Genomic DNA, 20,611 nt, shown 5'->3' with positions numbered 1-20,611 from the left:
TATAATCTTGCGTCTTTCGGGTCGTTAGCTCAGCTGGTAGAGCAGCGGACTTTTAATCCGTTGGTCACTGGTTCGAATCCAGTACGGCCTACCAAGAAATTCAAGGGCTTAGCTTCGGCTAAGCCCTTTTTCATGCTCCGCAAAAACGGGCTTGCTCCGCAAAAACTGCCCGCACTCGCCAATTCACCCCGAGCTCCCCCACCCAGCCTGCAGCTCAATTCGGTCATACGGGAAACACAGAGCTCCTTCCGGACTGACATCGACCACCCCTCGCCCAACCAGTACCTCAATATCTTTACAGACAGCGTCGAGCGGTCGGCCCAGCATTTCCGCGACATCCCACGCCTTCATCTCGCCCCGGCCAACAAGTAACGTCAACACGTCCCAACGTTCTACCGTTAGCACCTCGAGCAGTTCGCGAACAGATGCAAACGTTATGAACTCCCCCTGATACTCCCCCGACATCGCCGCCACAAACCTCGCATCAAACTCGTCCCGCGATCCAACGCCAATCGTCACAACTCTCATCGCCCCCTCCCCGTAACAAAAAAGCTCCTTCAACGTGTCGGCTCAACCTTGTCGCCTTTACGCTCACGAACGTAATGCTCCGTCATCTTCAGCGACCGATGACCCAACTGCTTCTGCGCGGCCCGGATATCGCCTGTCGCTTCCGTCTTATCCGTCCCGGCCTTCGCGCGCAGATCGCGAAACTGAAACAAATCCTTCCCCACGCCCGCAGCCAACCGCGCCCGATCGAAGCGGAAACGAAGCGCGTCCCGCATCAACCGCTCGCCATCCTCATTGACCACGAGCGCATCCGAGCGCGACCCGCAAGCCTCCTTACGCTCCCGAATCCGATTGACAACTAGCGCCAGCTCGCCGGTTATCGAAATGCGCAACCTCTTGCCACGCTTTCCCTGCTCCACCCAAAGCTCTCCGGCCCGAATGTGGCTCTCCGCAAACTTCAACGTGTCCGCCGGCCGCTGCCCCGTCAAATAAGCCAAGTCCATCGCATCACGCGTCGGCTGATCTGCCGCATCCCACACTCGCCTAAATAGCTCGTCCTCGACATAAACTGAGCGGCCCGTCTCCTTGTTACGCCTAACCCCGACGCAAGGATTAACCGCATCGGTAATCCCGTGTTCGCGCGCAAAGTTAAAGACATGTGAGAACAGCGCAATCTCCCGGTTCGCCCGGACATGTCCCGGCCGCAGCGGGACCGCTCTACCTCGCTCCACGTACCACTGCCTAGCTACCTCCCCGCGCCACGCCAGATACTGCTTGACATGCACCGGCTTGATCTCGCTCAGTCGTGCCGGCGGATCATCAAAAAACTTATAAAGACTCTCAAGCTCTATCAAATTATCCCGCTGCGTACGCCGAGCCTTTGCCGGCAACACCTCCCGAACATAGCGTTCTGCAGCGTAACGAAACGTAACCAGCTCCACATGTCGATTGCGCGCCTGCGCTTCCAAATCGCCCCACTTCCGAACGGCCTCAACGAAATCTGACCCAAGGGGAACTTCGCGCCGAGGTGTACCACCTACATCCGCATAGTAGTAAATGACACCGCTCCGCTGCCTCCTCGCCCGCATACCCGGTGGAAGATTGACGTTCTTCCAAGGACGCCGCCCCATATCAACCCGTCACCACGCGAGGCTGCCACGAAGCACGCACCGCCCGCTCGCTCGAAGACTGCAGGCTCCCCTCAACCACCGCCCGCGCCACAACTGGACGACCAAGTGCGTTCACAAAAAACGGCAACCCCATACGGCGCAATACCTCGATCTGCTTTGCCTTCACCTTCCTACCCGTAAGTTCTACTAATTCTTGTGTCGAAAGAAACATGCTCAATCTCAGTTTTCACGCGTTGACAACCAAAAGCATCCCAATCCCTGACTCCAGAACACTTGGCACCGATCCAGCACGCAACCGACCTTCAACGCAGCATCAAACGCAACTTTGATAGCCTCGCCTGCGTTATCAGAAAGCAAATGATCAATCGGCATCACGTCAGGAACCACTATTCCCCGGCTCGTCCAATAGCGCTTCTCGTTTAACGCATGCTCTGCTAAATCCTTCGTCATGTATTTCGAAAGATATGAGGCAAGCTTGTGACGCAAACCTTTCTCACGAAACGGATTCGCGACGTGCACCCGAGCTTGTTCACCAATCACAGACCGCCAGATCGAGCGCACCAAGTTGTAGACCACGCGCCCCTTCACAGCTACATGCATATGCCACGCGCCGCGCTCTTGCCGCTCAGCGACGGCCACGTAATGAAAATCCCTGAACCTGCCCATCCTTCTACGGAAGGCATCGAAGTGCCGCTTCAACACGGCCTTGTCCGTCATATTGCTCTCGTAGGTCAGCGTGATCATCCGATCCGCGCCAATTGCTTTACACCGTAAGCGCACTTGCTGTTTAGCCCTCTTCGCAGCGTCTAACAGGTTTTGCTCCGACTTCTCGGACTCTCCACGTTTTGCTTTCGGGCGAGCATTCAGAGACTGTGCCCCCATGTATCGATCAAACCGAGTAGCCGTCACCTCAACTTGCCCGTCACCGAAATTCCGGCCACGCACCACCCACTCTCGACGGAATGCCGAGAAATTCCCTATACTGTCGTCGTGCATTGCAACTAGCCCTTGTAATGCTGTTGTACGAGCCTCGAGCCGTTCCAGCGGTCGAGGCTTTTTTCTTTTGCCTACCTGCGCATCAATCGCCGTTCATAGTGGCCATTCCTCTGTGATCAGTGCGATGGCTTTCCGCCTCCCGCATCAAACACGCCCCTCGTACGTTAAGTGTCCCTGATATAAAGATAGGCGCGCTTCGCGCGCCGGGCTGTCCGCGCTCCGCTGCGTCCTACCCGGCGCGCGCCACACGCAAACCCTTTCTATCAAGCTCCACCGCTTACTCAGCATCGCCATCCGGTTCGGCATGGGTTGCGCCGTCCTACGGCCGACTCATCCCATGCACGAGCGTATGTAGGCACAGCTGGCGTCAAGGCCTAGCCCTCCGGGTCGCTGTCGCGAGCCTTGACCCCAGCGCAACCGCCTACGTCTTCGGCGCACCGACCCGCGCCACCTGCAAAACCAATAGAACTTCCGTACGGCCCCTCGACGACCCATGACCATCCATGAAACGTGGCAACCAGCTGACGCTATTCCGGCTTGAAGAGTCGGAGTCTTGCACCAGCCCACCGATCACGATCACCTCGCCGTCCCTCATGCTCACAGTCGTGCTCATCTGCCGCGTATTTTTCGTCGGCGAGTTGTTCACGCCGGTCGTCGTCGCCACGAAGCTAGACATCTGCTCTTGCAGCTCCACCTGTATCGCGTCGGCCATCACGGTCGGCTGCACATCGAAGATCAAACCGGCATCCTGATACTGCACGGACTGGACGGGCGTGCCGCTCACGCCCTGATAGCTGATGCTGCCGAGTGTCGGCACCTGCGAGCCCACGTTAAGCCGCACGCTCGAACCGGACACCACGCGCGCATGCGGATCGCTGACCTGCTTGAACCGCGTATCGGCATCGAGCGCCGAAATCGCTAAATTGAGGTAATTACTCGTGAAACGGATCGCCGTCGAATCCTGCGCTGTCGGCCCGTTCGACAGCGACACCTGCCCGCCGATGCCGTTCAGCACCTTGGCCGCGATCGAAAACGCCGAATTGTGGTCGTTCTCCGTGTTGACCTCATACACCCAGCCACGCACCACCACCTCACCAGCGGCCCGGTCGAGCTGCGGCAACAGCTGCTTGACGTTCCGAATCTCGGAAGGCGAACCGACAAACACCAGATCGTCAGCCGCCGACACGCCCGACTTTGCCGGCATAGGCAACGGCGCAGGCATCGCGGCGGCACCGGAAGCGCCCACAGGGGCCGCTGCCACACCGGACGGCACCAGCCCACCGACCGGAGCCGCCGAAGCCGTCATGCGCCCCGAAAACAGCGGCTGCACCACCTGGGCGAGATAGTCCGCCGTGCGATAACGCGGGTGATACACATACGTCTCGTGCTCGGGCTGCTTGACCTCCTCGGCTGGCTTCGTCGACACGAAGTCCACGCCATCGCGCGTTTCGACCTTGAAGCCCTGCGAGTCGAGGAAGACCTTCACGAACGTATGCAGATCGCCCGCCTTGCCGTCGTACTGGAACGACACCAGCCGCGTGTCCTGCAGGACCTCCGAGCTAATCACGTGCGGCACGTGCATGGCATCGCCGTACAGCAGATCGACGAGCTGGCCCACGTTGACGAACCGCAGATCGAACGCCCCGCCTTTCACGCGCGGCAACGGCCTGAGCGGAACAGCCGGCATCGGCTCCGACACCAGCGCCGGCACAACGACACCCGACGCCGGCGGCAATGGCAACGTCGGAATCGGCGGCACCGAATCCGCCGCGAACACCGACCATGAAAGCAGCACCCCGCACACCGCCCCGATTACCCGCTTCATTTGCTTCCCCCAATGGCCTTATCGTTACCCGCTTGCCCCGTCCACACCGCCACCCGCTCCCCATCGACCGTGCCCGTCACGCCGAGCGTTTCGCCCTTGAAGTCGTCTGCCGACTCACGCCGAAAATGCCCAGTCGAATCAGCCAAGAGCACATACCCCCGCCCGTCGATCGCGTACTGACCCGCCACCCGCCACTTCGTCGACGCCGCGCCCTTCGGCACACCCGCCCCACCGGACGCACCAGAAGCCGCCACAGGCGTTTCTGCGGCCATCGCCTCGCCATGAGTACCGAAGCCGCCCGACACGCTCTTGAAGCCCTTCCACGCAAGCACAACCGCAACAATCAGCGCAATCGGCAGGATGAACAGCGCCTTAGGCGTTACCGCCTTCGGTTTCGTGTGCAGCTCGGCGCTCGTGTACAGCTCGAACACCTTCTTCGGGTACGGCCACACATGCTTGACCGCATCGCGCAGGCCGCTATTCGGGTTATGCGCGCTATCCCACTCGTAGATCATTGCGCGACGGCCACCAAACAGCCGACGCACATGAACATGACGCCCGACCAGATCGCGGATCGTCTTGTTCATGCGGTTCGGATGCTGCGTGATCACCAGAATGTCCACGCCGTAATGCCGGTGCACGTGCAGCTTTTCAATGTCTTCGGTCGCCTTCACCGAGGCCGACACCGGAGGCCAGATGCGCTGCACTTCATCAATCACGATCACGTCATTGGGCTGACAGTGCTTGTGCCACTCGCGCACCATGTCGTCGTCCCACAGCTCGTGATCAATCGCCAGTCCCTTGATGCCGTTCGCGATGACACGACGCCCCGCCTTGATCTCTTTCAACAGGGATGCAACCGCCCACAACGTCTTGCCACTACCCGGCACCCCGGTAACCAGCGTGATAGCCATAGCGCCGCCTCACTTGATAAAAAACTTCTTCATGCTCGACGCTCCCGCCATCGCCACGCGCGCGCTGATCGCCCCACCGATGTACCCAAAGCCCTGAAAAATCCCGCCCATCGCCAGCAGGTTCGCCAGATCCGCAGGAATGCCGCCGACCGACGATTGCAGCCACGACAGCGCCTGATTCACAGCCAGGTCGATGCCGCCCACCGTCAATACGCCGACGCCCAACGCAATCAGCGCATTGACGATAAGCGGCTGCACCAGCCCCAGCAGCCACGTCGCCCATGTCATCGCGCGTACCTGGCAATCACCTGATCCACAGCATCATTCGCACGATCCGTCTCATGTACCACCGACGAAACCATGTAGGCAAAAAACGCCGCCATCAACAAACAACAAACCACGATCACCCTCACGCCGTCACCCCCATAGCAACAATGAACGCCGCGGCCAGCGCACACAGCGCCAGCACGACAGGCCGAATGCTCTGCACGAGCGAACAGAGTGGATCAAACGCCAACGAATAGGACGAGCCGAACACCTCAAACGTCTTCGGAGATGGACAAGCCCCATCAGCCGGACCAACGCTCCACGGCGACATAGCCACGCTCGTCGAACTCGTTGGAATAGGCGGAGCAGCCGGAGCGGACCCCAAAGGCGCGCAAGCAGACGCACTAGGATCGATCGCACAAGGATCAACACTCGACGCTGGAGACGTAATACCCGTGCCAGTACCTGTACCCGTGCCCGGGTTAGTAACCGGCGTGATACCCGTCGGAGCAATCGGCACCGTAGTAGACCCGGACGGGGCAGGAAGACCCTCCACCAAATCACCGAAAGTCGGGTGCACCGACGCCGAACCAACATCGGCCTCAGTAATCGGATTGGTCGACGAATACGGCTCACCCACATAACCCGGCTTGGCCGCAGCGTTCTGCCACAACTGATTAGCCATCTGAGCCGTCAAAGCCGCAGGCAACGGCTGCGAAAGCATCGAACTCGTGATAGGCAGCGACGACAAACTACCCGTCACCGGCTGCGCAGGCGCAACGTACCCATAATTCGGCGTCACCCCCCCACCACCCGTCGTCGCAAAGCTGTGCGTGCCAATCACCTGCTGTCCAGTACTCGGATCAACGGTGTAGTTGTCATAGTCCAACCGAGTAATAAACGTCTCGGTAGGCTGACCGCCAATCACGCCCTGCATGCCCTGCGATTGATAGCTAAGCACACAGTTCGTCACCATCGCACCATTGCCGCAGGTCTTCTGCTGCAATATCGCGCCAAGCTGCTGCGCACAATCAGCGCCGCTCACGCACGCCACAAACGTATAGTTATCAACCGACGCCTCATACGGCAAGTTCGTCGGCACCGTCGTAGGCAACCCTGTCGGACAGTTCGTCGTAGTGAACGAATTGCAACTGTTGTTGTTGTAGAGCTGATAGAAGCCCACAGGCGCAGGCGACGCCAGCGTCCCGGTCCCCGCACCCGTAGATGATGGCGTGAGCGACAGCGACGCAGGCACAGGTTGACCATTCGGCAGCGTCCCCGTGCCGTTGTTCTGGGTGAACTGATAAATCCCCCATGCCACTCCGCCAACAGCGGCCAACGCACCAAGCCCCAAAGCCGTCGTCAACCATACCGGCGCACCTGCAATCGCCGCAACCGTCGTCACCGCGGCGCTCGCATAATTCGCGTCATTTACCGCAGTACCGATGAAGTTCATGGTGCTTTGGAACACAGCATCGTTGGCCGCGACCGTAATGCCCCGCCGCGCCAAATTCGCCGCCACGGCACCGCCAATAGCCTCATTCATGACGCCACCAAACGACGCTTCCAGAACAGGCAGCGCCTGCGCATTAGCCGCCTGCTGACACGACATCGCCACCAGCGTGAAAAGCAAAACGATCTTTTTCCACATAGCGTTAGCCGAAAATGATGTAACCAGCCACCAGACACGTAGCGCTGACAATAGCCACGACCTCGTAATACCAAGTCATCGCTAGACCTCCCCTGTCGTGTTCAAAAAGTCACGCAGCGCGCGCACGCACCACGCGATCGCCAGCACCCCAAGCACCGCCCCGCCGATCTGCAAGCCCGCCACGTCACCGCCCTGCACCGGCTGATCGCCGCTGAGCGTCGAGACCTGCAAATACAGCGTCGCGCCCGACGAATCGGTGCCGCAGCTCACCTGCTGCCCGTTCACCTGCGCATACGTGACGCCGCTCACGCCATCGGGGCCGCACACAATCGCCGTCACAGCCATCGCAGCACCTGCACCGAACAGCGAACGGCCACAGCACCGACGCAAAGACCAAGCACCGAAGCACCCGCCACACGCCGATTCACCCACGACCGATACGCGCGAAACCGCATCAAACGCGCACGACGCGCCGCCACATCAGCACGACTCACACAGCCTGCAAACCACAATCGATCTCTGGTCATAACGCGCCCCACCAGAAAAAAAGGCGTCCGGTTTTGCCCAGACGCCTTTAATCGCTGCCGCCTCCCCGATCAACGACCGAGGAAGCCCTTCACGACGCGGTAGCCCCACGCCACGACGACGATGCCGAGCACTGCGCCGCCGATCGCAACGATCGACGAAGACACAGCGCTGATCGACGAAACGGTGCTCGTCACGTCCACGCCCGACGCTTGCGCAAAAGCGCCCGTCGAGGCAGCAGCACCAGCAGCGACAACAGCCAACTTCTTTTTCAGGTCCTTCATCTTGGTTTCCTCGCGGCCCGTTGATTAGGATTCGCCCGAGTGGGCCACTTTCGAGCGAATCGACTTCTTCGGAGGGTCGCGACGAAACAACACGCGTGTCACGTACGCAATCCCTTTACAAATCAGATTCACGGCTAGAAGCACGTTCAGTAGCGCTAGTTGAGCCGAAACCGGATCAACCGCAAATGAGGACAGACGGCCCACAGGTCGACACCCAGTCCGTCAAGCGGACGCTGATGCAGACGCCGGCTTGGCCCTCGGCATGCCAAAAGGCACCAGCGACACCACACGCGGCTCAAGTCGCCCTTCCATCGACTGATAGAAAGCGAACTCAGCGAGGTAATCGCCAGGCGTCGAGTTCTGAAGACTCTCGGGCAAGTTAAGCGTCCCCACGAGCAGTTCCTTGCCCTTCTCACTCTCCTGCTCGAGGATGCATTGAGCGGAATGCACCTTCCATGGCAGCCCGCTTTTCTTCGAGATGCCGCCACGCTCGATAACCTGAAGAATCGTCACCTTCTGCTTATTCATTTCAATTTCCTTTCACATGAAAAGAATGGGCACCCTGACCCGGAAGTGGCAAAATAGGTTTTTAACTTCGCGGCGTAAATTTTTTACGCCTGTGAGTAAGATAATGACGAATAGCACCCATGTCAAGCAGAACGAGCCAAGTTCTGCCGCATACAACGTCGAACTGCGCATCTTGCTAATGGCCCAGTGGTTCAACAAAGGGCGCAACGATTGGAAGGCGCTGGAAGAAGCGACCGGCATCAAAGCGGTCAAATGGCGCCACGTTCAGGCGGGAGTGACCCGACCGTCGCTTGAGATGCTTGAAGCGCTGTGCAAGCTGTTCCCCGAACATGCGTTCTGGCTGTCGACTGGTCTCACGGACTACGAGGCCGGTCACACTGCTCCCCAACCAAACCTCGCGTTTCCCGGCAGCTTCGGCACATTTCTGCCCAATGAAACCCCGTACTCCACCGAGTATTTTCGGACTTGCATGTCTGCACTCGAGGCCGTCGCGCAGTCACTAGTGAGATATATAGAAAAGCGGCGTACCGAGAACCGGCCAAACGCCGGAGAAGCCACACTCACCAAGGCTGAACTCGCAAGCCTCTTTCGCGTAGCCATCAATACGAGCATTCAACTAGGTGCCACAGAAGTATCGTCCGCGCTCGGAAACTCTCGACATCGGGAGCTTACCGAACGAATCGTGAGCGCCCGAAAGCACCACATAGAAGTCATGCTCGAACGATTGCGAGAAATAGGCTACGTTGACACGCTAATCGACCAACAGCGATCGCAAGAACGGGAGCTCGACGAAGAATTTAAGAAGACGCCGGAATGACCACGCTCGAACGAGCGAACATCGCCCCCATAGCACAATGACGTTGCGCTGAATAACTCCCGGGCGCCGAGCTTTCGAGTTGTCACGAAACTGGCCCGACTGCGATCACCACACGCTTAGACGAAAAAAGGCCCGCGAAATGCGGGCCTTTCCGTAACGGTCCAAAAGTGTCTAGACGAGCAACCCTTCAACGATGTCCACCGTTCGAGGCGAATGTGCGGGCTGTCTCACAAACTTGCTCGGATTTTTTCGAACCTTCCCGAGAGCAGCGCCTCCCGCCAAGACCTCAAAACTCGCCTTCCTTAGATAAACCAGCTCGCGAAGCTCCTGGAGCTTCACAGGCTCGTTCTGCTCCAAGGCTCTAATCGTTACGGTGTACCGCTGTTTGGCTGAAAAGGAACGCTCCATCTCCTCGAGCAATTCAATCTCGTCCAGCAACAGCGCGCCGTGAATTTGCTTGCTGAGACGAACTGACCCGCTTATGGATACAAGCCTAGTCGAATTGGGCGAATCAGCTTCCTTATTCCGCGCGGTCAACTGATCCTGCTGAGCAGGACCAACCGCAACGTTGCTGCTGGCTGTCGCTGCACTCACTTCCGCAGATTTTTCCGATCTAGCCTCGCACGCCAAGCGACTCCTGCGAACTGCATATGACGCAAACGACACAACACCCAGCCCCATAGCCGCCCAAAAAAGACCCGTCTTTGCCGCTTCGGGCATCGAAACCCGGTCATACGCAATCGCAATTGCCACGACTCCAAACAAGCATATGTTGGATATCCATACATATGCCCTTTCGGCTAATAACTTCGATTCCATGGCTATCTTCCTTGCTTGGCAACCAACGAGGTCCATCCAAAACCGGCGCCCAACGCCTGCGTGAAGCTCGCCGGTTGACAGATTCCTAACGCTAATATAGTGCCGATCCCTACAAACAGAAGGAGCTCCACACTGACGCGGAGGAATCCTTCATCCTTCATGAAACTATCAAGCCACTGCGACAGGACATACGCTCTGACCTTCGTCCTTCCCAGTCGGCCCCACAACAACACCGATCCCAACCCCGTAATCGCCCAAGCCTGCCAGTCGCCAAATACAGCGACGTTCATTATTGTTCCCGCCGTACCCATGTCACCCTCCGAAGCTCGACAACTTGGCTTCGACGGCTGCGACCTGGTCGAGCACATCCGTTATATCTTCTTGCAACCGTAACAGCTGCTCTTTCGTCATCTGAAACCAGATGAGCTGTCCTTCGGCGTCGGTGTCCATATGTCCGATAACCACCGGCAGGAAAGACTTGACCTCGTTCTTCTGAAACTTCACTCGCACATCGACATTCAGATCGAACCGCATGAGGTTCGGCAACACAGATCGCGCGTCGTCCTGCCTCTCGATGTCCACCCGTAGCTGAGACTGCCTCTCTAACACCAGCGCGAAAAACGGCTCCAGCTGTCTGCCAACGTCCTCATTCGCTAGCAGCCCAGCTTCCAACAATACACCCGACAATTCATTCGGCGTCAGTTCGCCAGCATACCGACCACAGGCGTACATCGTCATCGAGGATGCAGACAGCATCAGATCTGCGATACCCTCGGATACCCCCAGTTCAACAGCGACGTCGCCGACAGGCGCAGCCACACCGCTAAGGGTTTGTTCACCAATTTCGACAAGTTTTGGAAAGGACTGCTCGCCACGAGCGCTAAGTTGAGCAAAACCTTCTCGGATACTGCTTGCCCCCCGGCTCGGCAATGCCGTCAGAAAATCGATCAGCTGCTGCCTGGATACGAGGTCCGCCATCGCTTTTTCTCCGTTTTTGGCCATTCTAGCATCGCCGACAATAGCGGCGTGCCGAGCGTTTACGCCCATCGCTTGTTATCGACAGCTACGACGCGCTTCTTTAGCAACGCTTCAGCGAACGAGGTGTCTGCTTGCGTCCCATTGCCACGCCTCTCAGATCGAACGGCGTACCTCTAAGCAACCTCAACTATGCTTAACCGCGCGGCGGTCGCTTCTTAGTTGGCACCTTGATGATGAATCCGCGAGCCCCGCCCGGACTCACGGCCCGCGCCACCAAATCAGCCACTTTGCGAGCGGCGTCTGCTGATGCATCGCGCGTCGATACGTGCAGGTGCGAGACACACCGCACACGCTCGCGCTCATACCGGCCTGGATTGCCACACACCTCGCAAACATCGCGGCTTATCTCGCTCGCCATCCAAGTCATTCCCTCCGCCAGCATGAAACGGCGGGCCGCCATGGTCAACGGCGTGCCCTCACGTACCGGGAGATCTCGCAAGTCAAACCGCAATAGGCCCTCATGACCGGTCGAATCGTCGGTATAGACAGCAGCCTGCGGTAGCCACGGCTCGACACAACCAAAGTCTTGATAGCGACGTTCGAGCTCAGTCAGCGTCAGACACGCGCGCTCAATAAGCGAAAACCACCCGTCGCCGCACGCTATTGGGTAGTGCTCTGTCACGCCTCGTTCAGCCCAGTCGTCGTTGATCGCGAACAGGGACGGGAAACGGTCCAACAGCCCTTTCTCAAACACAGGAGACATGCCCACTCCGTTGCACAAGAACAGTTATCGTCGCTCACGCTACCACCAAAAGCAGTCCACCCCCACCCCGATTCCCGGACTCGACCTGCTCCGCAATGTCTCAGATCGCCCCAGCGGCGCGCCTTCGGCCATCTACAGAATCGGCCGAATTGCGGAGCAGGACAACACCAAATCTGTTTGTTTTTATTGAGTTCCAACCCGGACTTTTAATCCGTTGGTCACTGGTTCGAATCCAGTACGGCCTACCAAGAAATTCAAGGGCTTAGCAGAGATGCTAGGCCCTTTTCTTTGCGACGGCGCCAGAATATTAGACAGTGTCTAATATTCTGGCGTCGCAGGCGAACGCCTTTGCGCAATCCTCGCGATGAGTTCAGCGGCTCTGACGGCTACAGCGCATCAGCCGCGGACTCCGTAATGTCGTCCGATTAGTCGCCCCATGCCTTGATCCACAACCGCAGCGTCACTATGATTGCGGCGTGTTCGAAACAGCGAACACCTGGATTGGCATCCGGAAATGCAAAAGGCAGGCGGCCGACCGAAATCGGCGGGCTTTCGCCTGCGCGTCTTGCGCTCCCCTATGGTCGGGCCTTGACGGGGGAGCCTTCGGGCTCGCCGGTTCCCTTTTGCGCCGGTATGCCAACCTTGTCTTGTGCCCGGCCACCTCATTTGGCATTGGGTCCGGGTTGTCGAACCCGCAAGAGGAGGCGCATGCAATGCACTTTACCGTCGCAGATCCCACGCTTCTGCAGTCTCACCTTGATGTCGCAATGGTCAGCATCGACCGTCTCAGCGCCCTAGCCTGCCTACTGGCTGCCGAAGATGTTGCTGCCGCTTTTGCCGGCCTTTCCCTGCCTGACCAAGTCGCCATATTCGGCGCCTTTGAAGCTGATCTCAATCATGCCCGTGGCGCGCTGCTGCGCGCCGTGCAAAGCGAACGCGGACCGCATACCCCGGTCAGCGGTACCTGAGGCGGCGCACGACCGTCATCCATCAGAACTTCAGCGTACGTTGCTCGGAAGCCGCGCCAGACTGGCGCGGCGCGCCGGGAACCGCGCGGTTTTTTAGAGATTGACCGGAGTGTAAAATCTCGATGGAGCCACCGGTCAAAGCTCACCCGCCTACCGACTGAAAAGTCGCGGCACCGCTTTCAGCGCACGCCGAAGTAGCGGTCCACCAACGGCATCACACGTACAAGAAATGTCACCATGGACCCACGCGTTACTGAATTCCATTGCATCATGCCGATCGTCAACCTGCCATCGGTTCTGCAATATGGGATCGTCTCCTATGAGCAAGCCGCAAGGCTCGCCCATAAGTCAGTAGCGATGCAACCGGTCCAAGACAGACGCGATCAGAAACACGTTCCTCGAGGCCTGAAACTGCACCAGTATGCAAACTTGTACTTTCACGCGCGGAACCCCATGATGTCTAAGCGCAGGGACGAGGCGGGGAACTTGTGCGTGTTGCGGGTATCCGTCGCCGTCTTAGGCATTGAGGGCACCGTCATCGCCGACCAGAACGCGTCCAGCGACTACGTGCGCTTCCTCGCTCCGCAGCAGATGGACGAATGGTTGAACTACGATCGCATATTCGCGCGAGACTGGACTGATGATGACCAGATCACATACTGGCGGAAGAAGTCGGCGAAGTGCGCCGAGGTATTGGTTCCGCATCGCGTTGATGCCGCGCTCGTTTTCGGCGCATATGCGCGCGACGCAACGACTGCACGCCGAGTGCAGGCAGGTTGGCCGAACCTGCAAGTGACTGTTGATGCAGACATGTTTTTTTCGTAAGAAGGAGTTCGCGCAAATGTTCAAGGCTGTAATAGGCGATATGTTTGCCAGCGACGCGCAAACCCTGGTCAACACCGTCAACTGCGTAGGAGTGATGGGCAAGGGCGTTGCCCAGGAGTTTAAGCGCAGATTCCCGGCAATGTTCGACGACTACAAGACTCGATGCGACCGCCAGCAAGTTCGCCTCGGTGAGCCATACGTCTACCGTGACCTTACCGGTCAGCTAATTATTAATTTTCCGACAAAAGACCATTGGCGATCACCATCTCGGCTAAAGTCGATTGAGGAGGGGTTGGACTATCTCGTTGCACATTCAGCCGAGTGGGGCGTTAGGAGCATTGCTATGCCTCCTTTGGGTTGCGGAAACGGTGGCCTAGAATGGTCCGAAGTTGGTCCATTGATTTACCGCAAGCTAAAAACATTGCCCATCGACGTTGAATTGTATGCACCTTACGGAACTCCGAAATCGGAATTGAGTGAGGAGTTCCTGAGCGCACCGACGCAAATGTCATTAGAGGGCAAGGGACGAAAGTCCGACGCATTCAAACCTGAATGGGCCGTCTTGGTCGAAATATTACGCGAGCTGCAGCAACAGCCTTATGCGAACCTGGTCGGCCGGACGATCTTTCAAAAGGTTTGCTACGTCGCCACCGAAATGGGGATTCCGACCGGCTTTATCTTCGGCAAGGGTAGCTACGGCCCGTTCTCCGAGGACGTCGGGAAGGCGTTACATGTTTTTGCAAACAGAAATTGGCTCCAAGAAGAGCAACTGGGTCGCATGATCGCAATGAGGGTGACGCCCCAATTTGAGCGCGAAGCGAATTCTTACAGCGAATACATCAATGCCAATCGCAAGAAGATCGATAAGATAGTCGATCTATTTAGCCGAATAAAGTCCACGGAACAAGCTGAAGAAGTAATGACCGTGCTTTATGCGAGCCGGCAACTCAAGCAGGCAACCGGCGACGATGTCGACGAACAAAAGCTCTTCGACTTCATCATTGACTGGAAAAAGTCGTGGAATACACACGAAAAACGACTGGCAGTTGCGACGGCAATTCGCCACTTGGTCATGCTCGGATGGATGAGAATTGCACCGAGTGAGACTCTACTTGAAACAGCATAGTCTCCCCTGCGACAGCGGGGGCGATAGCAGCTCCTAAGATCAAGCGCTGACCCATGGGTTTACCATCTGAAGCGTATCGACTCACGAGTACCTTATGGTGCGCCGGCTTGATTCAGACGATTTTCGCGCCCACCGCAAAGTGCTGGAACCAGACGACTTTGCTCTGACGGATGGGGAGCCCGATCGGCCACCAACTGATCTGATCTCGGAGGAAGTTTGGGACGGAGTCATGACGCTGCCCGACGACGTCGCGCTCCAAACGACAAGTCATCGGGGGGAATGGATCGCGCTACTTCACGACCTATGGGCGGGGTGGGTAGAGTCCTTCCCGCGTCGATCGATCATCACGGACGGAATGCTGGATTGCGCAGATGACTTCTCCGCGGCGCTGTTCAACCTTGTCCACGGTTTTTTGCCCTCACCAATTCCTGCGCGTCTGCGAAGCATACGCGGCCGCTGTTGCGATCAGCGGGCGGCAGGGACCGTCCATTGATTTGGACTGTGAGGCTGAATAACGGTTGCCTCAATGCCCATCGACAGCTTAGAGCAATCGGCGAGGGTGTTCTCGCCGCTGATCTGATCGGCCACTCGTTGACAACGACCGAGATCTACGTCCTTTTTCTATTCCGACTGTCAACGAAGTGTCAACCGCGTTGACGCAACGGCGAGCCGGTGTTCAACCTCAATGGCCGCTATCCGCGGTCGCTTCGATCTCGTCGGTATCCCATTTCCCACGGCGCATAGCGTCGGCCAACATCCCCAAAGTCAACGGCACGAGCGCCGGCCTGCGAAATCGTTTGGAAAACAGCCCCAGGAATGATGAAAGTAGCTGCTGACCTTCCGGGCTGAAGTAGCGCCGGTACGGGAATCCTTGCGCCTGCACGTTGAATGTCTCGGCCCACTTGTCGATGAATTCGACCGCGTCGAGTCCCGTCAGCCCTAGGTCATCTTCAAGGCGCGACGTGGGCTGTAAAATCAATTGACCGCCGAACACTGGACGGCCAAGCTCTTCCCGCGCGAACGCCTCCAGACGGTCCCATGTCGCATCTTTCATAGGGGCACCCGGTCATCTGGTTTCGCGAGGCGGTTATAGGTCAGGACTGTATTGCGCATAATGATGAAAGCGTCTCGTGCCAAGAAAAGCTCACCGACGACCGGAATGGTACGACCAACGAACGCTCCCAGGTTTCGCGTAAAGCCTATCCCAACTCCGCTAAGTCCGACCTTGGTAATCATTGGCAAGCGCACCCGCAGCTTTGTGGGCGTGACACCCGCATCACTCCGCCTGCGCATGCCCCATCGGCACGCGCACCGTGATGCAGGTGCCCTGCCCCGGCGAGCTCGTCAGGCTGATCTCACCACCCAGCATCATCGCGCGCTCCTTCATCCCGGCAAGCCCAAACGACCTTCTGCGAATGGCGACCGGATCGAATCCCTTGCCGTCGTCGCGTATGTCGAGCACGCAGTAATCATCCGCCTGCTCGAGCGTCACGAAGACGTGTCGCGCATGCGCATGACGCGCGATGTTCGTCAGCGCCTCCTGGACGATGCGAAACACCGCGATCGAGCCCTCCTCGGCAAGCGACACCTGCTCGTCGGGCACGCACAGATGGCAGACGGCATCGCTCGTGCGCGAGAACTCCGCCGTCACCCATTCCAGCGCGGCGACGATCCCGGCATCGAGGACGGCCGGCCGCAGCGATGCCACGACGTCTCTCACCACCTGCATCGTCGTATCGGCCAAGGGCAGCAGGTTCTGGATTGCCTCGGCGACGGCCGGATTCTCGCGCCCGAACCGCATGCGTAACGCGGACGCGCCCATGCGAAGCGCCGTCAATTGTTGTCCGAGCTCGTCGTGCAGCTCGCGCGCAATGCGCTTGCGCTCTTCTTCGCGGGCTGTCTCGCGTCTGCTCGCGAGTTCCCTCAACAGCTCATACGACTCGTGCAGCCGCTGCTCCGCTTCCATGCGCTCCGTGATGTCACGCCAGATCGTCAGCACGCTGTGCACGTCGCCCTGCGCATCGTATTCGGGCACGGCGTGCACGAACCAGCACGTTGGCTCACCTTGCCGCTCCCAGGCGAATTCGTCCTTGGCGGCGACGCCATGTTCAATGACGCCTTTCAACAGGCGCGCCAGGCTCCCGGCGACGGATTCCGGCAAATCGGAGACCTCGCTGACCCGCTTGCCGACCACCTCGTGCAGTTGCTGAGCCGTCACGTGCAGAAACTCGGGATTGACATAGATGCGCCGCAAGTCGCGATCGTAGCGAATGATGGGGTCCGGCGCGTTCTCCGCCAGCGTGCGATACGCGCGCTCGCTGTCCGAGAGCGCCAGCTCCGCCATCCTGAGCCGAGTGATATCGCGCGCAATACCGAGCACGCTGACGACCTTACCCTCCTCATCCTTCTCAGGCACGTGTCGGACCTCGAACACGTGCCAGTCATCGCCGGTGCGCCACCGCGCCTCGTACTCGTTTGGCACCCCCTCCGCGAAAGCGCGACGAACGCACGCTTCGAGCTGCGCGTTCTGTCCCGGCTCGCCCGCGAGATCGAGTTCGTCCAGCCTCTTACCGATAAAGTCTTCCTGTGCTATGCCGAACGCACTCGATACCGCGGGGTTCACATAAATGTGCCTGCACTCGCTATCGAACCGCACGATGAAATCAGGGAAGTTTTCGGTCAGCGTACGAAAGAGCTGCTCGCTACGCTTGAGCTCGTCGATGTCGCGGCTGATCGCAAGCAGGCTGACTACGTCGCCCTTGGGCGCGAATTCCGGAACGATTCGCGTATGCACCCAGCGCACTCGGCCCTCGGGATCGCGGATCCCCACTTCCCGCGCCACCTCGGTACCTGTCTCCATCGCTCGGCGCAAAAAGGCGGTATACGCCGCGACGTCGACGATCGATGAGCACTGTTCGGACGTGGTGCCGAGCACATCGCTCGCGGGCCTTCCCATGACCGCCAAGATCGCGGGATTCATGTAGACGCGACGGTACGCACGGTCGTAGCGCGTGATGTAGTCGGGAGAGTGCTCGACGACGGCTCGAAAAGCCTGCTCGCTCGCATGGAGTTGGTCTTGCTCCTTCTTTCTCTCGGTGATGTCGCGCCCGATCGCGAACGCGCCGACGATTTCTCCGTCATTGCGACGCTCCGCGATGAGGCGGATATGGTGATGCCGGACACCCTCACCGATGTCAGGCAACTCCAGCTCGGTATCCCGCTCCCGCCCATCGCGCATCACTGCATCGAGCAGCGCCTCGAATTCGAGGAATCGCACGTCCATCGCATGCTCGGCGGGCGTCTTGCCGAGCATTTGCGAGAGCGGCCGTTGCAGCGTCGCTTCGAGGCCAGAGTTCGCATAGATGAGACGACATTGGCGATCATATCGACAGACGATGTCGGGCGTCGCCTCCGCGAGCCTGCTGAATTGCGCCTCCAGCTCGAGCCGCATCGCCAGCAGCGCCTGCTTCTCTTTCTCGGCCGTGATGTCGCGCGCAAGTGCTACGGCATACTCATTCCCGCCGGATTCCAAATAGCTCGTGCTGACTTCCACGGGAACGAGGCGCCCGTCCTTGCGACGATGAGCCGTTTCGACGAGCGACGTCCCGCGCTCGCGCAGCGTCACCCAGGCAGTCTCGTACCGCTCGGCATTCCAGGCCGGATCGATATCCGAGACTGTCATCCCCATCAGCTCGTCGATGCTGTATCCCAGCGTTCGGCATGCTGCCTCGTTGACATAGATAAAGCGGGCGTGCCGATCCATGAGATAGACGGCCTCGCGCACACGGTCGAGAGCGAAGCTCTTGAGCCGCAATAGTTCGTATGATTCCGTCACCGGGAGCCCCGTACTGACTTGACGATTGCGCCACTATAGCGTGAGCACGGCGGCGGCCCTACGAATAGATTGGCGACGAGTTGTTCTCACGATTTCCGACATGCACGCGATTGCGTCCCGCGGCCTTAGCGGTGTAGAGCGCCTGGTCCGCCTGCTCGATGAGCGTATCGACGGTTTCAGGCCACCGTCCGGCCGCATCGATCGTCCACGACGCGATACCGACGCTGACGGTCACGCTAAGCGGGCCGCTCGGGCTGCGAATGACGAGCCCTGCCACCGCCTCGCGCATGCGCTCGGCCACGGCCAGCGCGCCGGCGGCATCGGTGTCGGGCAACGTGGCGGCGAACTCCTCGCCGCCGTAACGCGCGACGCGATCGGAGGGGCGGCGAGCGCAGCGCTCGATCGTCAACGCCACGGAGCGGAGAACTTCATCGCCAAAGCGATGACCGTAATGGTCGTTCAATGCCTTGAAGCGGTCGATATCGATGAGCAGCAGCGAGATGGGACTCGCCGAGCGTACGGCCCGGCGCCATTCCCTTTGCGCGATGCGATCGAACTTTCTCCGGTTGGCGAGCCCCGTCAGCGCATCAGTATGGGCGAGCTGATAGAGCCGGGATTGATCGTCGGCACGCTGTTTCAGCTCGCGGCTGAGCAGCAGACTAACGGTGACGACGATCGCGCAGAATGCGATCATCAACGCTCCGACGAACGCCACGCGCGCTTGCCATTGCTCATAGACGTCCTGTTCGGCCGGCGCGACGTCCACGATGATCGAGAGACCGGCGAGACGCTTGAACACATAGATCTTGCGCGTTCCATCGATCGACGCGGTGCCGACGAACGTGCCTTCGTCAGACGCCATCACCTTTTTGAACGAGTCGACGCGGCTCAAATCTCGGCCGATCACTTTGGCGTCGAATGGAAGCCTGGCGACGAGCGTGCCGTTTGTTTCGATCACGGCGGCGGTACCGTGCTCGCCGACATGCAAGCCCTCGAGCAATTCGCGGAAATAGTCGATCGCCAGCGCGCCGGTCACGACGCCGGCGAACGATCCGTCCGGACGCAAAATGGGGCGGCTCAGACTGATGACGGGGCGCCCGTTGCCGCAGCGGGGGAGGTAGGGTTTGCTGATAAGGAGCGCGCTGCCGACAGCCTTGCGCTGCATGATGAAGCTTTCGTCACGCGAGAAGTCCATTCCTGGCAGACACCGGCCATTCGAATCGATCAACAGCTTGCCGCGCTCGTCCAGCACCTGAATGCCATCGAGATCCCTCGCGGCGGCCGCCCGATCGAACAGAATCCCGTTGCGTAGTTCAGGCGGCAATGCCATGACCTTCGGGTCACCGACTCCCTCGGCGACCGCATCGAGCGACAGGCCGTAGAGCTCGATGTTGCGAGTAATATCGTGCTCGACGAGCAGAAGGAGATTTCGTGCGTTCTCCACGGCACGCGCGTAAGCGTCCTCGCGCTCCTGATAGAGCCCCCACGAGCCGACGCCGCATACACCGAGGGAGAGACACACACCTACGGCAAAAACGCCCGCCGGCGACAGAACGCGGCGGCCGAAAGCATCCAGCCATCGCCGCAGCGCCGACGCTGTCGATCTTCGCACGGCGAAGCCTTCGTGGGACTCCGCCTGATGACGCCGCAACATCCCTTTGATTACCCCCATCGTCGACAGCTCGCTTCGGTTCGCCTTGGCTGCGACGTCACGTCACGCTTCGACAACGGCCTGCTGTTTTGCTCCGCCGACGATCGGCGCGCATTTGCGCGATAGAAGGCATGAATTACAACAGGTAAACGGCTGCGGTGGGCCAGCCTGAATGTTGATTCGCCGTAAGGATTTCCTGAAT

The 20,611-nt window shown here is 59.1% G+C and carries 21 protein-coding genes, 1 tRNA gene and 1 pseudogene; 5 read left to right on the top strand and 18 right to left on the bottom strand.

Annotation, left to right across the window (positions count from 1 at the left end):
* Positions 1–18: 18 nt before the first annotated feature.
* Positions 19–94, top strand: a tRNA-Lys gene (locus tag AB4Y31_RS01825).
* Positions 95–183: 89 nt separating this feature from the next.
* On the opposite strand, the gene AB4Y31_RS01820 is transcribed toward AB4Y31_RS01825, so the two are convergent.
* From AB4Y31_RS01820 to AB4Y31_RS01770, 11 genes are all read right to left on the bottom strand, one after another.
* Complete coding sequence (locus AB4Y31_RS01820) at positions 184–528, bottom strand: transcriptional regulator (RefSeq protein ID WP_368672451.1); 345 nt, start codon at positions 526–528, stop codon at positions 184–186.
* A gap of 29 nt (positions 529–557) precedes the next feature.
* Entirely contained in the window at positions 558–1,475 is a 918-nt protein-coding gene (locus tag AB4Y31_RS01815; RefSeq protein ID WP_368672450.1) for a tyrosine-type recombinase/integrase, read from the bottom strand.
* A 163-nt stretch (positions 1,476–1,638) separates the two neighbouring features.
* Positions 1,639–1,848, bottom strand: coding sequence for a DUF4224 domain-containing protein (locus tag AB4Y31_RS01810; RefSeq protein WP_368672449.1), 210 nt, complete (start codon positions 1,846–1,848; stop codon positions 1,639–1,641).
* Between the two features lie 8 nt (positions 1,849–1,856).
* Positions 1,857–2,633, bottom strand: coding sequence for a hypothetical protein (locus tag AB4Y31_RS01805; RefSeq protein WP_368672448.1), 777 nt, complete (start codon positions 2,631–2,633; stop codon positions 1,857–1,859).
* Positions 2,634–3,054: 421 nt separating this feature from the next.
* Positions 3,055–4,251, bottom strand: a complete 1,197-nt coding sequence (locus AB4Y31_RS01800; protein ID WP_368672447.1) for a type II secretion system protein GspD — start codon at positions 4,249–4,251, stop codon at positions 3,055–3,057.
* Positions 4,252–4,454: 203 nt separating this feature from the next.
* A complete protein-coding gene (locus tag AB4Y31_RS01795) occupies positions 4,455–5,372 on the bottom strand; it encodes a zonular occludens toxin domain-containing protein (protein WP_368672446.1) in 918 nt (305 codons plus the stop codon).
* 9 nt (positions 5,373–5,381) lie between these two features.
* Positions 5,382–5,660 carry a DUF2523 domain-containing protein gene (locus tag AB4Y31_RS01790; protein WP_368672445.1) on the bottom strand — a complete coding sequence of 93 codons (279 nt, stop codon included), beginning with the start codon at positions 5,658–5,660 and terminating at the stop codon, positions 5,382–5,384.
* 121 nt (positions 5,661–5,781) lie between these two features.
* Positions 5,782–7,341, bottom strand: a complete 1,560-nt coding sequence (locus AB4Y31_RS01785; RefSeq protein ID WP_368672444.1) for a virulence factor TspB C-terminal domain-related protein — start codon at positions 7,339–7,341, stop codon at positions 5,782–5,784.
* Positions 7,342–7,371: 30 nt separating this feature from the next.
* Positions 7,372–7,635, bottom strand: coding sequence for a hypothetical protein (locus tag AB4Y31_RS01780; protein WP_368672443.1), 264 nt, complete (start codon positions 7,633–7,635; stop codon positions 7,372–7,374).
* A 251-nt stretch (positions 7,636–7,886) separates the two neighbouring features.
* The gene (locus AB4Y31_RS01775; protein ID WP_368672442.1) at positions 7,887–8,099 is read right to left on the bottom strand and encodes a major capsid protein; all 213 of its coding nucleotides are present in this window, start codon (positions 8,097–8,099) and stop codon (positions 7,887–7,889) included.
* Positions 8,100–8,321: 222 nt separating this feature from the next.
* Positions 8,322–8,627 (bottom strand): cellulose synthase, encoded by a 306-nt coding sequence (locus tag AB4Y31_RS01770; RefSeq protein WP_368672441.1) that lies wholly within the window; start codon positions 8,625–8,627, stop codon positions 8,322–8,324.
* Positions 8,628–8,730: 103 nt separating this feature from the next.
* On the opposite strand from AB4Y31_RS01770, the gene AB4Y31_RS01765 reads away from it, so the two are divergent.
* On the top strand, positions 8,731–9,444 hold the full coding sequence (locus tag AB4Y31_RS01765) for a hypothetical protein (RefSeq protein WP_368672440.1): 714 nt from the start codon (positions 8,731–8,733) through the stop codon (positions 9,442–9,444).
* Between the two features lie 171 nt (positions 9,445–9,615).
* Here the strand turns inward: AB4Y31_RS01765 and AB4Y31_RS01760 are convergent, their stop codons facing one another.
* The 3 genes from AB4Y31_RS01760 to AB4Y31_RS01750 form a co-directional block, all read right to left on the bottom strand.
* Complete coding sequence (locus AB4Y31_RS01760) at positions 9,616–10,263, bottom strand: hypothetical protein (protein ID WP_368672439.1); 648 nt, start codon at positions 10,261–10,263, stop codon at positions 9,616–9,618.
* Between the two features lie 312 nt (positions 10,264–10,575).
* Positions 10,576–11,265, bottom strand: coding sequence for a hypothetical protein (locus tag AB4Y31_RS01755; protein WP_368672438.1), 690 nt, complete (start codon positions 11,263–11,265; stop codon positions 10,576–10,578).
* Positions 11,266–11,434: 169 nt separating this feature from the next.
* Positions 11,435–11,995: a hypothetical protein gene (locus AB4Y31_RS01750; protein ID WP_368672437.1), complete on the bottom strand. Its 561-nt coding sequence runs from the start codon at positions 11,993–11,995 to the stop codon at positions 11,435–11,437.
* A gap of 722 nt (positions 11,996–12,717) precedes the next feature.
* Between AB4Y31_RS01750 and AB4Y31_RS01745 the strand changes: the two genes are divergently transcribed.
* The 3 genes from AB4Y31_RS01745 (at position 12,718) to AB4Y31_RS01735 (ending at position 14,923) form a co-directional block, all read left to right on the top strand.
* Entirely contained in the window at positions 12,718–12,972 is a 255-nt protein-coding gene (locus AB4Y31_RS01745) for a hypothetical protein (RefSeq protein WP_368672436.1), read from the top strand.
* Positions 12,973–13,209: 237 nt separating this feature from the next.
* On the top strand, positions 13,210–13,797 hold the full coding sequence (locus AB4Y31_RS01740; protein WP_368672435.1) for a DUF4433 domain-containing protein: 588 nt from the start codon (positions 13,210–13,212) through the stop codon (positions 13,795–13,797).
* 16 nt (positions 13,798–13,813) lie between these two features.
* Positions 13,814–14,923, top strand: coding sequence for a macro domain-containing protein (locus AB4Y31_RS01735; RefSeq protein ID WP_368672434.1), 1,110 nt, complete (start codon positions 13,814–13,816; stop codon positions 14,921–14,923).
* A 682-nt stretch (positions 14,924–15,605) separates the two neighbouring features.
* Here AB4Y31_RS01735 and AB4Y31_RS01730 read toward each other — a convergent pair.
* The 4 genes and pseudogenes from AB4Y31_RS01730 to AB4Y31_RS01715 form a co-directional block, all read right to left on the bottom strand.
* Positions 15,606–15,977: a DUF1493 family protein gene (locus AB4Y31_RS01730; protein WP_368672433.1), complete on the bottom strand. Its 372-nt coding sequence runs from the start codon at positions 15,975–15,977 to the stop codon at positions 15,606–15,608.
* Positions 15,974–16,180: pseudogene (locus AB4Y31_RS01725) on the bottom strand (STM2901 family protein); the annotation flags it as partial. The gene AB4Y31_RS01730 and the pseudogene AB4Y31_RS01725, both read right to left, overlap by 4 nt.
* 19 nt (positions 16,181–16,199) lie before the next feature.
* Positions 16,200–18,758, bottom strand: a complete 2,559-nt coding sequence (locus AB4Y31_RS01720) for a PAS domain-containing protein (RefSeq protein ID WP_368672432.1) — start codon at positions 18,756–18,758, stop codon at positions 16,200–16,202.
* A gap of 58 nt (positions 18,759–18,816) precedes the next feature.
* On the bottom strand, positions 18,817–20,412 hold the full coding sequence (locus AB4Y31_RS01715; RefSeq protein ID WP_368673423.1) for a diguanylate cyclase: 1,596 nt from the start codon (positions 20,410–20,412) through the stop codon (positions 18,817–18,819).
* Positions 20,413–20,611 lie beyond the last annotated feature (199 nt).

Source organism: Trinickia sp. EG282A (genome assembly GCF_040965455.1).
Lineage (GTDB): Bacteria > Pseudomonadota > Gammaproteobacteria > Burkholderiales > Burkholderiaceae > Trinickia > Trinickia symbiotica.
The sequence above is the reverse complement of the archived record's forward strand: the minus strand, read 5'-3'. Positions and strand labels throughout refer to the sequence as shown.